12 protein-coding genes are annotated in these 14503 nt (G+C 72.7%); 10 read left to right on the plus strand and 2 right to left on the minus strand.

The window, feature by feature from the left end; translation table 11 throughout:
• The first annotated feature begins 42 nt into the window (after positions 1-42).
• Positions 43-648: a TetR/AcrR family transcriptional regulator gene (locus OG553_RS25650; RefSeq protein ID WP_405981239.1), complete on the plus strand. Its 606-nt coding sequence runs from the start codon at positions 43-45 to the stop codon at positions 646-648.
• Between the two features lie 9 nt (positions 649-657).
• Here the strand turns inward: OG553_RS25650 and OG553_RS25655 are convergent, their stop codons facing one another.
• Positions 658-1548 (minus strand): carbohydrate kinase, encoded by an 891-nt coding sequence (locus tag OG553_RS25655; RefSeq protein WP_405981240.1) that lies wholly within the window; start codon positions 1546-1548, stop codon positions 658-660.
• A 91-nt stretch (positions 1549-1639) separates the two neighbouring features.
• Here OG553_RS25655 and OG553_RS25660 point away from each other — a divergent pair, with 91 nt between their 5' ends.
• Complete coding sequence (locus OG553_RS25660) at positions 1640-2071, plus strand: Rieske (2Fe-2S) protein (RefSeq protein ID WP_405981241.1); 432 nt, start codon at positions 1640-1642, stop codon at positions 2069-2071.
• A 12-nt stretch (positions 2072-2083) separates the two neighbouring features.
• On the opposite strand, the gene OG553_RS25665 is transcribed toward OG553_RS25660, so the two are convergent.
• Positions 2084-3025 (minus strand): hypothetical protein, encoded by a 942-nt coding sequence (locus OG553_RS25665; protein ID WP_405981242.1) that lies wholly within the window; start codon positions 3023-3025, stop codon positions 2084-2086.
• A gap of 249 nt (positions 3026-3274) precedes the next feature.
• On the opposite strand from OG553_RS25665, the gene OG553_RS25670 reads away from it, so the two are divergent.
• From OG553_RS25670 to gap, 8 genes are all read left to right on the plus strand, one after another.
• Positions 3275-3904, plus strand: a complete 630-nt coding sequence (locus OG553_RS25670; RefSeq protein ID WP_405981243.1) for a papain-like cysteine protease family protein — start codon at positions 3275-3277, stop codon at positions 3902-3904.
• Positions 3901-4698 (plus strand): hypothetical protein, encoded by a 798-nt coding sequence (locus tag OG553_RS25675; RefSeq protein ID WP_405981244.1) that lies wholly within the window; start codon positions 3901-3903, stop codon positions 4696-4698. The genes OG553_RS25670 and OG553_RS25675 overlap by 4 nt, the downstream gene beginning before the upstream one ends.
• A 367-nt stretch (positions 4699-5065) precedes the next feature.
• Positions 5066-7069 (plus strand): excinuclease ABC subunit UvrC, encoded by a 2004-nt coding sequence (gene uvrC / locus OG553_RS25680; RefSeq protein WP_405981245.1) that lies wholly within the window; start codon positions 5066-5068, stop codon positions 7067-7069.
• A complete protein-coding gene (gene rapZ / locus OG553_RS25685) occupies positions 7066-8046 on the plus strand; it encodes an RNase adapter RapZ (protein ID WP_125817125.1) in 981 nt (326 codons plus the stop codon). Before uvrC ends, rapZ begins: the two co-directional genes overlap by 4 nt.
• Positions 8043-9107: a uridine diphosphate-N-acetylglucosamine-binding protein YvcK gene (gene yvcK, locus OG553_RS25690; protein ID WP_405981246.1), complete on the plus strand. Its 1065-nt coding sequence runs from the start codon at positions 8043-8045 to the stop codon at positions 9105-9107. Before rapZ ends, yvcK begins: the two co-directional genes overlap by 4 nt.
• Positions 9098-10093, plus strand: coding sequence for a DNA-binding protein WhiA (whiA, locus tag OG553_RS25695; RefSeq protein WP_030237199.1), 996 nt, complete (start codon positions 9098-9100; stop codon positions 10091-10093). Before yvcK ends, whiA begins: the two co-directional genes overlap by 10 nt.
• A 170-nt stretch (positions 10094-10263) precedes the next feature.
• Positions 10264-13236: a M14 family zinc carboxypeptidase gene (locus OG553_RS25700; RefSeq protein ID WP_405981247.1), complete on the plus strand. Its 2973-nt coding sequence runs from the start codon at positions 10264-10266 to the stop codon at positions 13234-13236.
• A gap of 232 nt (positions 13237-13468) precedes the next feature.
• Positions 13469-14473 carry a type I glyceraldehyde-3-phosphate dehydrogenase gene (gene gap, locus OG553_RS25705; protein WP_405981248.1) on the plus strand — a complete coding sequence of 335 codons (1005 nt, stop codon included), beginning with the start codon at positions 13469-13471 and terminating at the stop codon, positions 14471-14473.
• The last annotated feature ends 30 nt before the right edge of the window (positions 14474-14503 follow it).

The raw sequence follows: 14503 nt of genomic DNA on the forward strand, positions 1-14503 counted from the left end.
GGGTGAGTATTCACTCACCCCTGTGTCCACTAGGGTGAGTGAATGCCCACCCCGACGTCAAGCCGTCCCACCCCCGAGCGCCTGCTGGACGCCGCCGAGAGCCTCATGCGCACCATCGGCCTCGCCAACACCACCACCAAGGCCATCGCCCGCGAGGCCGGCTGCTCGGAGGCCGCGCTCTACAAGCACTTCACCAACAAGGAAGAGCTGTTCGTGCGCGTGCTGGTGGAACGCACCCCGAACGCCGCCCCGCTGATGGCCGCCCTCGCGGCCGACCCGCAGGAGGGCGGGGGAGAAGAGGCGCTCGCAGGCATCGCCCGGCTCGCCGCGCTCTTCTACGCCGAGGCCATGCCCATGGCCGCCTCCCTCTTCGCCGAACCCGCCCTGCTCAGCCGCCACCGCGAGGGGGTCCGGGAGATCGGCGCCGGCCCGCACGTGGTGCTCGACGCCCTGGAGGGGCGGCTGCGCCGCGAGCTCGCCGCCGGCCGGCTCCGCGAGGACGCCGACCCCCGGGCCGCCGCCGCGCTGCTGCTCGGCGCGTGCTTCCAGCGGGCCTTCTTCCTGCACTTCTCCGGCGCCGACGTGGTCCAGCCGGTGGAGGAGTTCGCCGCGGCGGTCGCCCGCACCCTGTGGGCGGCCGTCGGCTGAGCCGCCGGGCTAGGGGGTGCCCGCCTGAAACTCCGCCGCGTACGGGGGCTCGGCGCCCGCCCGGGTGCAGGTCAGGGCGGCCGCGCGGGCCGCGTACGCCAGCACGTCCGGCCAGTCGGCGGCGCCGACGTCCGGGATCCCGGCGAGCCGGTGCAGCAGCGCCGCGTTCACGGTGTCGCCCGCGCCGATGGTGTCCACCACCTCGACCGGGAGGGCCGCCGCGCTGTGCTCCGCGCCGTCCCCGGTCCACACGGTCAGGCCCGCCGCGCCCCGGGTGAGCACCACCGCCGACGGCCCGGCCGCCAGCCAGTCCCCGGCCCGGCCGCCCAGCCAGGCCGCGTCCTCCTCGGAGAGCTTGAGCACCGACACGTACGGCAGCCACCCCAGGAACCGCTCCCGGTACGCCTCCGGGTCCGCGATCAGCGCCGGGCGGACGTTGGGGTCCAGCAGGGTCAGCAGCCCGCGCCGCGACTCCCGGCGCAGCAGCGTCTCGTACGCGGACGCGCCCGGCTCCAGCACCAGCGAGCAGGTGCCGAGCGCGAGGGCCCGGGCGCCCACGGGCAGCGCGGGCGGCAGGGTGAACAGCCGGTCGGCGGTCCCCTCGACGTAGAAGCCGTAGACGGCCGAGCCGTCCGGGCCCAGCGAGGGCACGGCCAGCGTGGTCGGCTCGGGCCCGCGCTGCACCAGCGACAGGTCCACCCCGGCGGCCCGCAGCCCGGCCAGCAGGCTCTCGCCGAAGCCGTCCGCCGACACCCGGGAGCAGAAGGCGACCTCCGCCCCGAGCCGGCCCAGCGCCAGGGCGGTGTTGTAGGGCCCGCCGCCGGGCCGGGGCAGCAGGGCGCCCGCCGGCCGCTCGACGGGCACGAGGTCGATCAGGGCTTCTCCACCGACGACGATCACGCGGGGGAAGGTATCCCATCGGACGCCGGTATCGTCGGGTCGACCCGTGGACCCCGCATCCGGGGCCCGCCACTCGTGCCAGGAGAACCGCATGCCCGCGCAGCAGCCCGCCGCCCGCCGTACCGTCCTCAAGGGCGCCGCCGCGCTCGCCGGGGCCGTGGGCGCGGGGACGGCGCTCACCGCGTGCTCCACCGAGACCAACAGCGGCGCGGGCAGCCCGGCCGTTCCGAAGGAGCCGGTCGAGCTGGGCGGCGCGGCCGACGTCCCGGTCGGCGGCGCGAAGCTGTTCCGCGAGCGCAAGGTCGTCGTCAGCTGCCAGGCGGAGGGCCAGTACAAGGCGTTCAGCGCCCAGTGCACGCACGCCGGCTGCGTCCTGGACAAGGTCGTCGAGGGTGAGGGCAACTGCCCCTGCCACGGCAGCCGTTTCGACGTCACCACCGGCAAGGTCCTGCGCGGCCCGGCCACCGACCCGCTCCCGGCGGTCCCGGTCAAGGTGGAGAACGGCAAGCTGATCGCGGGCTAGGGCGCGTCCCGGCTACTCCCAGTCCCAGGTGATGCCCAGGATCCCGCGGCGGACGCCCTGTTCCAGCAGGTGGACCGCGCGGTGGCGGCCGCTCGGGGTGAGGTCGCCGAGGGCGGTGCGGGGGGCTTCGGGGCCCGTGCGGGCGAAGCGGCGGCAGCGGACCGGGAGGGCCGCCTCGTCGAAGGAGACCTGGAGCATGTACTGCCCGCCCGCGTAGCTGAAGCCGCGCACGTACTCCGTGCTGCGGCCGCCCGTGCCGTCCCGGAGGCCGTAGCCGAAGACGTACGTGTCCCCGCGCCGCAGCCGCGCGTCGAAGAGCAGCTCCGCCACCACCACCCCGGCCTCCGGGTGGCGGCGCACGCGGCCCGTGCGGCAGTTCTCGTAGGCCGTCACCTCCACCCGCGCCGCGTCGCACCCCGGATCGCCGTGGTGCACGGCGAGGTAGCGGTCGACGCCGTCGCGGTGGGCCCGGACGATCTGCTGCGAATCCCGCGTGCGCAGCTCGCCGCCCGGGCCGATGCGGACCCGCTCGTGGTGGCCGACCGTGTGCAGGCCGCCGTCCGCCGGCAGCTCCAGCCCGGCCAGCAGCCCCTCCACCGCCGCGCCCACGCTGACCAGCGCCCGGTAGGAGCGGGCGGCCGGGCGGGGCGGGACGGCGGCGGGGAGGGGATCGGCCAGCAGGCGCAGCAGGGAGCCGCCGGGCAGCCCCAGGATCTCCTCCAGGGCGGAGACCGCCCGCAGGGACTCGGGGTGCCGGGGCCGCCGGGCGCCCTGCTGCCAGTAACTGAGGCTGGTCACACCGAGCTTGATGCCGCGGGCCGCGAGCCGGTGCTGGACGCGTTGCAGGGGCAGGCCCCGGGCGGCGATGGCGGCGCGCAGGGCGGCGTGGAAGGGGCCCGCGTGGAGCAGCGGGCCGAGCTGCGGCGCGTCTGACGGGTCGCCGGTGGGCCGCATGGCGACTCCTCTGTGAACGTTCACACGCGCCGGGTGGGGGGCCGGGCCGGTGGTGCCGGGGGAGCTGGTGGAACGGCAGCAACCGTTCACACCACAGCCCCACCGTTCACACTGCAATGTCACGGCGTATTGAAGCGTGTTGACCTGATCGCGACAACACCCTGATGCTCCTCCACAGCGTCCGGACGCGCTCCTCCACCCCCACACACCCCGAGTCCCCACCTCGGGTCCCCATTCGGGAGGAACGCGATGCGCAACAGAAGAGGGCGGCCGTCCCTGGCCGCCTCCCTGCTCCCCGCCCTTGTCTCCGCCCTGCTCCTCGTCCTGATGCCCGTCGGCATCGGCGCCGGTACCGCCACCGCCGCCGACACGGGCGCGGAGGCCCCGAGCGCCGCCCTGGCCTCCAAGCGGCTGAACATCACCATGCAGGCCCAGCAGAAGAACAACTGGTGCTGGGCCGCGGGCGGCAACACCATCGCCACCTGGTTCGGCCGCAACTACAGCCAGAACCAGTTCTGCAACGCCGCCTTCAACCGCCAGCAGGGCACCGAGTGCCCCAACAACCAGGCCACCCTCGGCAACGTCCAGACGGCACTGCGCTGGGCCGGCATCAACTCCGGCAGCTACGTGACCGGCTGGCTCCAGTACTCCACCGTGCAGACCGAGATCAACGCCAACCGCCCGGTCGAGACCCGCATCCAGTGGTCCAACGGCGGCGGCCACATGCACGTCCTCTACGGCTACGACACCGCGAGCAACTGGGTCTACTGGGGTGACCCCTGGCCCTCCAGCGACCGCTACAACTGGGCCTCCCACGCCTGGTACGTGGACAACAGCACCTTCTCCTGGACCCACTCCCTCTACCGGATCGGGGCGTGACCGCCATGACGCTCCGCGCCTCCGCGGCCGCGGCCCTCGCCGCCGTCGTAGTCGTACTGGTCACGGGCGGGCAGGCCGCCGCCGCTCCCGTACCGCAGCCGCAGACCGCCACCGCCGAGAACCGGGCCGCCGCCCACGAGGCCGCCGCCGCGCCCGACACCCTGGCGACGCTCTCCCGGTTCTTCGCCCGCGAGGGCAAGGTGTCGGTGGCCGCCGCGCAGCCCAGGGTCGAGGACGGGGTCACCCCGGTGAGCTACCTGTCGCCCGACTTCGTCGCCGGGAAGGCCGGGGCGCCGGTGGCGCGGCTGGAGTTCCTGGCGAGCGCGGCCGTCTCCTCGGACGGCCAGAAGGCCGCCCTGTGGACCGCGAAGACCGGCGCGGGCTGGCAGGTGGTGAACATCGCCACCGGCGACGACGAGTTCCGCTACGCCCGGCTCGGCGCGGAGAAACTGCCCGGCGGGACCGTGTTCCGCGAGCCGCAGATCGACGCCTGGTACGTGGCACGGGGCGACCGGGTGCTGCCGCTGGACGAGGACGCGGCGCGGGCCGTGGGGGACCGGGGGACGACGCTGGCCGGGTACCGGGCCCGGGTCACGGGACTGTACGGGGACAAGCTGCCGGGGTCCGCGTACGCCGAGGGGGGCCGGGCCGGGGGCTTCGCCGAGGGCTCCTCCGGCCCGGAGGCCGGGTCCGGCGGGGTGCCGGTGGCGGTCGGGGCCGGAGCCGGGGCGCTGGCGCTGGGTGCGGGCGGGGCGGTCGTGCTGCTCCGGCGGCGCCGGGCCCTCGGGGCGTAGCCCCCGGTTCCGCGGGGTCCGGCCGCCCGTCAGGTGGCCGGGCCCTGCCGTTGCCCTGGCCGGGCGGTGGGGCGGGGTGGGGGCGTGCCCTGCGGGGCGAGGTCCCCTACCCGCCCTTCGCCCGTTCCTCCCCCAGCTACCGCTGGGAGGTACCCCCAGGGGCGTTGCCCCGGACCCCCCGGGGGCTCCGCCCCCAGACCCTCCCCCAGCTACCGCTGGGAGGTGCCCCCAGCGCCTCAAACGCCGGCGGGGCTGGAGAATGCGGCGGGGCTGGATTGTGCCGACGGGGCTGGATGGTGTCGCGCCGGGGCCGAGTATGGCGCCGGGGTGCGGGGGGTTGTCGGCCCCCGCCAGTAGGGTGGTTGGCATGGCCGACCCTTCCAGCTACCGTCCCGAGCCCGGGCAGGTCCCCGACTCCCCGGGGGTCTACAAGTTCCGCGACGACCACCGCCGGGTGATCTACGTCGGGAAGGCCAAGAGCCTGCGCCAGCGCCTGGCGAACTACTTCCAGGACATCGCCGGCCTGCACCCCCGTACCGCGACCATGGTCACCACGGCCGCCTCCGTCGAGTGGACCGTCGTGTCCACCGAGGTCGAGGCGCTCCAGCTCGAGTACTCCTGGATCAAGGAGTTCGACCCCCGGTTCAACGTCAAGTACCGGGACGACAAGAGCTACCCCTCCCTCGCCGTGACGATGAACGAGGAGTACCCCCGCGTCCAGGTCATGCGCGGGCCCAAGAAGAAGGGCGTGCGCTACTTCGGCCCGTACGGGCACGCCTGGGCGATCCGCGAGACCGTCGACCTGATGCTGCGCGTCTTCCCGGTGCGGACCTGCTCCGCCGGGGTGTTCAAGCGGTCCGCGCAGATCGGCCGCCCCTGCCTGCTCGGCTACATCGGCAAGTGCTCCGCGCCCTGCGTCGGCCGGGTCACCCCCGAGGAGCACCGGGAACTCGCCGAGGACTTCTGCGACTTCATGGCGGGCCGCACCGGCACCTACCTCTCCCGGCTGGAGAAGCAGATGCACGAGGCCGCCGAGGAGATGGAGTACGAGAAGGCCGCCCGCCTCCGCGACGACATAGGCGCCCTGCGCCGCGCGATGGAGAAGAACGCCGTCGTCCTCGCCGACGCCACCGACGCCGACCTCGTCGCGGTCGCCGAGGACGAGCTGGAGGCGGCCGTGCAGATCTTCCACGTCCGCGGCGGCCGGGTCCGCGGCCAGCGCGGCTGGGTCACCGACAAGGTCGAGGCCGTGGACACCGCCGGGCTCGTCGAGCACGCCCTCCAGCAGCTGTACGGGGAGGAGAAGGGCGAAGCCGTCCCCAAGGAGGTGCTCGTACCGGCGCTGCCCGAGGACGCGCCCGCCCTCGGCCAGTGGCTCGCCGACCGGCGCGGGTCCGGGGTCAGCCTGCGCATCCCCCAGCGCGGGGACAAGAAGGCGCTGATGGAGACCGTCCACCGCAACGCCCAGCAGTCCCTCGCCCTGCACAAGACCAAGCGCGCCAGCGACCTCACCACCCGCTCCCGGGCCCTGGAGGAGATCGCCGAGGCCCTGGAGCTGGACGGCGCGCCGCTGCGCATCGAGTGCTTCGACATCTCCCACCTCCAGGGCGACGACGTCGTGGCGTCCATGGTCGTCTTCGAGGACGGGCTCGCCAGGAAGAGCGAGTACCGCAGGTTCCAGGTCAAGAGCTTCGAGGGGCAGGACGACGTCCGGTCCATGCACGAGGTCGTCTCCCGGCGCTTCCGCCGCTACCTCCAGGAGAAGCTCAAGACGGGGGAGTGGGACGCGGAGGACGGGGAGGTCCCCGAGGACGACGGACGCCCCAAGCGCTTCGCGTACCCGCCGCAGCTCGTCGTCGTCGACGGCGGGCAGCCCCAGGTGGCGGCCGCCAAGCGGGCCCTGGAAGAGCTCGGGATCGACGACGTGGCCGTGTGCGGCCTCGCCAAGCGGCTGGAGGAGGTCTGGCTGCCCGGCGAGGACGACCCCGTCGTGCTGCCCCGCACCAGCGAGGGCCTCTACCTGCTCCAGCGGGTACGTGACGAAGCCCACCGCTTCGCCATCCAGTACCAGCGCAACAAGCGCGGAAAGCGCCTGAAGGCGGGCCCGCTGGACGAGGTCCCGGGCCTCGGCGAGAGCCGCAAGGTGGCCCTGCTGAAGCACTTCGGTTCGGTGAAGAAGCTGAGACAGGCGACAATCGACCAGATCTGCGAGGTCCCGGGCATAGGCCGCAAGACGGCGGAGACCGTGGCCGCCGCCCTCGCCGGGGCGGTTCCCGCCGGTCCTGCCGTCAACACGGCGACAGGAGAGATCATTGAGGACGAGGCCTCCGCACCTGCGGAGACATCGTCCGAACGGGGGACCGCGCCATGACCGAGCACGCGACCGCACAGACCGCACAGACGACCGAGCACACGACCGAGCACGACCGAGACGGAGCACAGGTGAGTACGGGCACGACCGTGGAGCCCGGCGACAACGCCGAGACCGCCATCCCCGAGCTGGTGATCATCTCCGGGATGTCCGGAGCCGGCCGCAGTACGGCGGCCAAGTGTCTGGAGGACCTCGGCTGGTTCGTCGTCGACAACCTCCCGCCCGCGCTGATCCCCACCATGGTGGAGCTCGGCGCCCGCTCGCAGGGCAACGTGGCGCGGATCGCCGTCGTCGTCGACGTCCGCGGCCGCCAGTTCTTCGACGCCCTGCGCGAGTCCCTCTCCGACCTGGAGGCCCGCGGGGTCACCCGGCGCATCGTCTTCCTGGAGTCCTCCGACGACGCGCTGGTCCGCCGCTTCGAGTCGGTCCGCCGCCCGCACCCCCTCCAGGGCGACGGCCGCATCGTCGACGGCATCGCCGCCGAGCGCGACCTGCTGCGCGAGCTGCGCGGTGACGCCGACCTGGTCATCGACACCTCCAGCCTGAACGTGCACGAGCTGCGCGCCAAGATGGACGCCCAGTTCGCCGGCGACGAGGAGCCCGAGCTGCGGGCCACCGTCATGTCCTTCGGCTTCAAGTACGGCCTGCCCGTCGACGCCGACCTCGTCGTCGACTGCCGCTTCATCCCCAACCCGCACTGGGTCCCCGAGCTGCGCCCCTTCACCGGGCTCAACGAGGAGGTGTCGGGCTACGTCTTCAGCCAGCCCGGCGCCAAGGAGTTCCTCGACCGCTACACCGAGCTGCTCCAGCTCATCGCCGCCGGCTACCGCCGCGAGGGCAAGCGGTACGTGACCATCGCCGTCGGCTGCACCGGCGGCAAGCACCGCAGCGTGGCCATGTCCGAGAAGCTCGCCGCCCGCCTCGCCTCCGAGGGAGTCGAGACCGTCGTCGTCCACCGGGACATGGGGCGCGAGTGACCGGACGCACCCTGCGGCTGCGCCGCCTGCGCCGCCTCACCCCCGGACGGGGCGAGGAGGGCGCGGGCCGCGCCGGCCGCCGCGCGGCGTCGAAGGTGGCCGCGCCCAAGGTCGTCGCCCTCGGCGGCGGCATGGGCCTGTCGGCCTCCCTCGCCGCGCTGCGCCGGATCACCGGCGAGCTCACCGCCGTGGTCACCGTCGCCGACGACGGCGGCTCCAGCGGACGGCTCCGGGAGGAGCTGAGCGTGCTGCCGCCCGGCGACCTGCGCAAGGCGCTGGCCGCGCTGTGCGGCGACGACGACTGGGGCCAGACCTGGGCCCGGGTCATCCAGCACCGCTTCCAGTCCGAGGGCGACCTGCACGGGCACGCGGTCGGCAACCTGCTGATCGTCGCCCTGTGGGAGCAGCTCGGCGACCCGGTCCAGGCCCTCGACCTGGTCGGGAAGCTGCTGGGCGCGCAGGGCCGGGTGCTGCCCATGTCGGCGGTGCCGCTGGAGCTCCAGGCCCTGGTCAGGGGCCACGACCCGGCGCGCCCGGGCGAGGTCGACACCGTCCGGGGACAGGCCACGGTCGCCCTCACCCCCGGCGAGGTGCTCTCCGTGCAGGTCGTGCCGACGGACCCGCCCGCGGTGCCGGAGGCCGTCGCAGCCGTGCTCGACGCCGACTGGGTGGTGCTCGGCCCGGGATCCTGGTTCTCGTCCGTGATCCCGCACCTGCTCGTGCCGGAGCTGCTGGACGCGCTGGTGCAGACCAAGGCCCGGCGGGTGCTGTCGCTGAACCTGGCGCCGCAGCCCGGTGAAACCGAGGGCTTCTCTCCGCAGCGTCATTTGGAGGTTTTGGCCCGACACGCCCCTAAACTCGCCCTGGACGTGGTGCTGGCCGACGAGGCCGCCGTGCCCGACCGCGAATCCCTCGCCGATGCCGCCAAACGGTTCGGTGCCGCGGTCGAGCTGGCGCCCGTGGCCAGGCAGGACGGCTCTCCGAAGCACGATCCGGAGCTGCTGGCCGCCGCGTACGACCGTATTTTTCGGATGCATGGAAGGATCGGCCCATGGCGATGACGCCCGCGGTGAAGGATGAGATCTCACGCCTCCCCGTCACCCGGACCTGCTGCAGGAAGGCGGAGGTGTCGGCGATCCTGCGGTTCGCGGGCGGCCTGCACCTGGTGAGCGGCCGCATCGTCATCGAGGCGGAGCTGGACACCGGGATCGCCGCCCGGCGGCTGCGCAAGGACATCCTGGAGATCTTCGGCCACTCCTCCGACCTGGTGGTCATGGCCCCGGGCGGACTGCGCCGCGGCAGCCGCTTCGTCGTGCGCGTCGTGGCGGGCGGGGACCAGCTGGCCCGCCAGACGGGCCTCGTGGACGGCCGCGGCCGCCCCATCCGGGGCCTTCCCCCGCAGGTGGTCTCCGGCGCCACCTGTGACGCGGAGGCGGCCTGGCGCGGTGCCTTCCTGGCCCACGGCTCCCTCACCGAACCCGGGCGCTCCTCCTCCCTGGAGGTCACCTGCCCCGGCCCGGAGGCGGCCCTGGCCCTGGTGGGCGCCGCCCGCAGGCTCTCCATCGCCGCCAAGGCGCGCGAGGTGCGCGGAGTGGACCGGGTCGTGGTCCGCGACGGCGACGCGATCGGCGCCCTGCTGACCCGCCTCGGCGCCCACGAGTCGGTGCTGGCCTGGGAGGAGCGGCGGATGCGGCGCGAGGTGCGCGCCACCGCCAACCGCCTCGCCAACTTCGACGACGCCAACCTGCGCCGCTCGGCGCGGGCCGCGGTGGCCGCCGGAGCCCGCGTGCAGCGCGCGCTGGAGATCCTCGGCGAGGAGGTCCCCGAGCACCTCGCCGCGGCCGGCCGGCTGCGCATGGAGCACAAGCAGGCCTCCCTGGAGGAGCTGGGCGCGCTCGCCGACCCGCCGCTGACCAAGGACGCCGTCGCCGGCCGGATCCGCCGCCTGCTGGCCATGGCCGACAAGCGGGCCCAGGACCTGGGCATTCCGGGCACCGAGTCGAACCTGGACCTCAGCGAGGAGCTGGCCGACAACATGGCCGGCTGACCGGGCCCGCCCCGGACGCCCGACGGGCCCGCACGCCCACCGCGTGCGGGCCCGTTCCGTTACCCCGTTCCGTTCCCGGTCCGCACCCTTTTGTCCCGTTGACATGTGCATCTTCGGATCGTGAGCCTTGCGTCCGAAGCTTTCGTGGCAGACGACGCCCAGGGGGGCACATGAGGCACCGCGCGAGTTCGATCCTCGCCGCAAGCGCACTCGTATTCGGAACCACACTGGCCGCGGTACCCGCCGTGGCCCAGGCCCGGGCCCAGCCCAAGCCCGCGTCCGGCACGGCGTCCGGTGCCGACGAGGTACGGGTCTACGACGCCGACATCACCCGCGAGCAGGTCCCGCTCGTCCTCGCCGCCGGCCAGGACGCCCACGAGCTCTCCGAGCGCGCCCCGGAGACGGGCACCGCCCGCGTCGAGCTCTTCCTCACCGGGGAGCAGGCCGGGCAGCTCACCGCCCAGGGGGTCGAGCTCGCCGAGCGCAAGGTCCCCGCCCAGGGCCTGGCCCGGGCCAAGGCCGCCGGGGACGGCGTCTTCCGCCCGTACAGCGGCAAGGGCGGCCTCCAGGAGGAGATCCTGCGGACCGCGCAGGAGCACCCCGGGCTCACCAAGGTCGTCTCCATCGGCAAGAGCGTCCAGGGCAAGGACATCCTCGCCCTCAAGGTCACCAAGGACGCCAAGCGGACCAAGGACGGCGACAAGCCGTCCGTGCTCTACATGTCCAACCAGCACGCCCGCGAGTGGATCACCCCCGAGATGACCCGGCGGCTGATGCACCACACCCTCGACAACTACGGCAAGGACCAGCGGATCACCAAGCTGGTGGACTCCGCCGAGCTGTGGTTCCTGCTCTCAGCCAACCCCGACGGCTACGACTACACGTTCACCTCCGACAGCACCCGGCTGTGGCGCAAGAACCTCCGCGACAACGACGGCGACGGCAAGATCACCGCGGTGGACGGCGTCGACCTCAACCGCAACTTCGCCCACAAGTGGGGCTACGACAACGAGGGTTCCTCCCCGAGCCCCTCCAGCGAGACCTTCCGCGGCCCCAAGGCGCAGTCCGAGCCGGAGACCACCGCCCTCGACGGCTTCGAGAAGCGCATCGGCTTCGAGTACGCCATCAACTACCACTCGGCGTCCGAGCTGATCCTGTACGGCGTGGGCTGGCAGGTCGCCACCCCCACCCCCGACGACGTCGCCTACAAGGCGCTGGCCGGCACCCCCGAGAACCCGGCCGTGCCCGGCTACTACCCGCAGATCTCCTCCGAGCTGTACACGACCAACGGCGAGGCGGACGGCCACGCGGCCAACGTCAACGGCGTCATGATGTTCACGCCGGAGATGACCACCTGCCAGACGGCGTCCGCGATCGACCCGAACGACGCTTGGAAGCCCGAGGACTGCGCCTCCGGGTTCAACTTCCCGGACGACGAGAAGCTGATCCAGCAGGAGTTCGCCAAGAACGTCCCCTTCGCGCTGAGCGTCGGCGAGAGCGCCGCACACCCCGACCGGCCCTCCTCCGCCGTCGGGCTGAGCGCCGCCGACTTCACCCCCGACCCCTTCACCACCTCCTACGCGGCCAGGGGCGAGGACCAGACCGTCGCCGTCACCGCCCGCAAGGCGCTGAAGGACAAGGAGCTCAACTTCCGCATCAACGGCGGCCGTACGCACGACGAGGGACTCAAGGCCTGGAAGGGCGGCGACGTCTACGGCGGCGAGGACAACAACTGGTTCGACGAGTACCGCGCCAAGGTCGACGGCGCGAAGCCCGGGGACAAGGTCGAGGTCTGGTTCACCGGCCGCGACCGCTCCGGCGAGAAGGTCTCCAGCGAGCACTTCACGTACACCGTGGCCGAGCGGCCGCGCGCGGACGTCCTGGTGATCGCCGAGGAGGGCGCCACGGCGCAGCACGCCCGGAGCTACGTGGACGCGCTGCGGGCCAACGGGAAGTCGGCCGCCGTGTGGGACGTGGCCGCCCAGGGCGTCCCGCACCACCTCGGCGTGCTCTCCCACTTCCGCACGGCCGTCCACTACACCGGCGCCGGCGCCCCCGGCGGCCCCACCCAGCTGGCGGTCCGCGACTTCCTGAACGAGGGCGGCAAGCTCGTCGAGGCCGGTGAACTCGCCGGCGGCCGGGCCCAGGTCGGCCGCGCCCTGACCGACGACTTCAGCCAGTACTACCTCGGCGCCTACGGCCGCGCCTCGGTCAAGGGCCCGACCGGCTTCGCCGGCGCGGGCTCCCTCACCGGCGCCAAGGGTGCCCTCGGCGACGCGACGGGCAACCCGCTCAACGCCCCCGGCGCCTACACCGTCACCTCCGACACGCTCCCGGCGGCACAGTTCCCGCAGTTCAGGAGCGCACAGGCGGGCCAGTACGCCGGAGTGACCAACCCGTACGCCCCGTACGCGGGCACCGGGATGGCGTCGGCGACCCATGACGACGACGACTGGAAGCGGCTCACGCGCACCATCGACCTCACCAAGGTCACCGCCGCCGACCAGCCGAAGCTGAAGATGGCCCTCAACTGGAACACCGAGGAGGGCTACGACCACGCCGTCCTGGAGGCCCGTACGGCCGGCGGGGACGACTGGACCACACTCCCGGACGCGGGCGGGCAGAGCTCCGCCACAGTCCCGGCGGAGTGCGGGGCCGGGTTCTTCGTCAACGGCCACCCGTTCCTGCGCCGCTACCTCACGCTCGCCGCCGGCGGCTGCACCGCGTCCGGCAGTAGCGGAGCGTGGAACAGCTTCACCGGCTCCTCCGGCGGCTGGAAGCAGGTCTCCTTCGACCTGAGCGCCTACGCGGGGAAGACGGTCGAGGTCTCCCTCTCCTCCATCACCGACCCCGCCTCGGGCGGCCGGGGCGTCTTCGCCGACGAGGCGCGGGTGTCCGTCGGCGGAGCCGACCAGCCCGCCGAGGGCTTCGAGACCTCCCTCGGGACGTGGACCGCGCAGCCGGCTCCCGCCGGAAGTCCCGACGTTCCGGGAGATTGGTCCAGGACCGGGGAGCTGTTCAAGTCCTATGCGGCGGTCACTACGCGTGACACGGTCCTCCTCGGGTTCGGGCTGGAGCACGTCACGACCCCGGCCGACCGCGCCGCAGTGCTCGGCAAGGCACTCAGGTCCCTGGACCACTGATCCGCAACCCCGTTCCCGTTCACTCTCGGTGACGGGGGCCAAAGTCCCCGGGGTCCCGTGCCGCGGCCACTGGTACAGGGCCCCGGGCATGTCCCCCGCACAGAGCGGGGAGTGTCAGGCTCCGACCGATGTCACTCAAAAGCTCACAGAGAGGTAGGGTCGTAAGCGGTCGGGGACATCCCATACAGCTCGCCGGCGGGACAGGCCGGCGCACCAACGAGGAGATCGGTTCGTGACGATCCGCGTAGGCATCAATGGTTTTGGCCGAATTGGCCGTAACTACTTCCGGGCTCTTCTCGAGCAGGGAGCGGACATCGAGATCGTCGGTGTCAACGACCTGACGGACAACGCCACCCTGGTGCACCTGCTCAAGTACGACACCATCCTGGGCCGCCTTAAGCAGGAGGTCTCCCACACCGACGACACCATCACCGTCGGTGGCAACACCTTCAAGACCTTCGCCGAGCGCGACCCCGCGAACCTCCCCTGGGGCGAGCTGGGTGCCGACATCGTCATCGAGTCCACCGGCATCTTCACGAAGAAGGCCGACGCCGCCAAGCACATCGCGGCCGGCGCGAAGAAGGTCCTCATCTCGGCTCCGGCCAAGGACGAGGACATCACCATCGTGATGGGCGTCAACCAGGACAAGTACGACGCGGCCAACCACCACGTCATCTCCAACGCCTCCTGCACCACCAACTGCGTGGCGCCGATGGCGAAGGTCCTCGACGAGAACTTCGGCATCGTCAAGGGCATGATGACGACGGTCCACGCGTACACCAACGACCAGCGCATCCTGGACTTCCCGCACTCGGACCTGCGCCGCGCCCGCGCCGCCGCCGAGAACATCATCCCGACCTCCACCGGTGCCGCCAAGGCCACCGCGCTGGTCCTGCCGCAGCTCAAGGGCAAGCTCGACGGCATCGCCATGCGCGTCCCGGTCCCGACCGGCTCGGTCACCGACCTCGTCCTGGAGCTCGACCGCGAGGTCACCAAGGACGAGATCAACGCCGCCTTCCAGAAGGCCGCGGAGGGCCAGCTCAAGGGCATCCTCGACTACACCGAGGACGCGATCGTCTCCTCCGACATCGTGAACTGGCCGGCCTCCTGCACCTTCGACTCCTCCCTGACCATGGTCCAGGGCAAGCAGGTCAAGGTCGTCGGCTGGTACGACAACGAGTGGGGCTACTCCAACCGACTCGTCGACCTGACCACCTTCGTCGGCGGTCAGCTCTAAGAACGTAGGGCAAGGCAATAGGCAACACGA

It is taken from the genome of Streptomyces sp. NBC_00158 (genome assembly GCF_045160885.1).
In the GTDB taxonomy this organism is placed as follows: Bacteria; Actinomycetota; Actinomycetes; order Streptomycetales; family Streptomycetaceae; genus Streptomyces.

Coding starts and splice junctions, on each gene's coding strand:
- OG553_RS25660 (WP_405981241.1), top strand. CDS start 1,640: ATGCCCGCGCAGCAGCCCGCCGCCCGCCGTACCGTCCTCAAGGGCGCC.
- whiA (WP_030237199.1), top strand. CDS start 9,098: ATGGCGATGACGCCCGCGGTGAAGGATGAGATCTCACGCCTCCCCGTC.
- OG553_RS25700 (WP_405981247.1), top strand. CDS start 10,264: ATGAGGCACCGCGCGAGTTCGATCCTCGCCGCAAGCGCACTCGTATTC.
- uvrC (WP_405981245.1), top strand. CDS start 5,066: ATGGCCGACCCTTCCAGCTACCGTCCCGAGCCCGGGCAGGTCCCCGAC.
- OG553_RS25650 (WP_405981239.1), top strand. CDS start 43: ATGCCCACCCCGACGTCAAGCCGTCCCACCCCCGAGCGCCTGCTGGAC.
- OG553_RS25665 (WP_405981242.1), bottom strand. CDS start 3,025: ATGCGGCCCACCGGCGACCCGTCAGACGCGCCGCAGCTCGGCCCGCTG.
- OG553_RS25670 (WP_405981243.1), top strand. CDS start 3,275: ATGCGCAACAGAAGAGGGCGGCCGTCCCTGGCCGCCTCCCTGCTCCCC.
- rapZ (WP_125817125.1), top strand. CDS start 7,066: ATGACCGAGCACGCGACCGCACAGACCGCACAGACGACCGAGCACACG.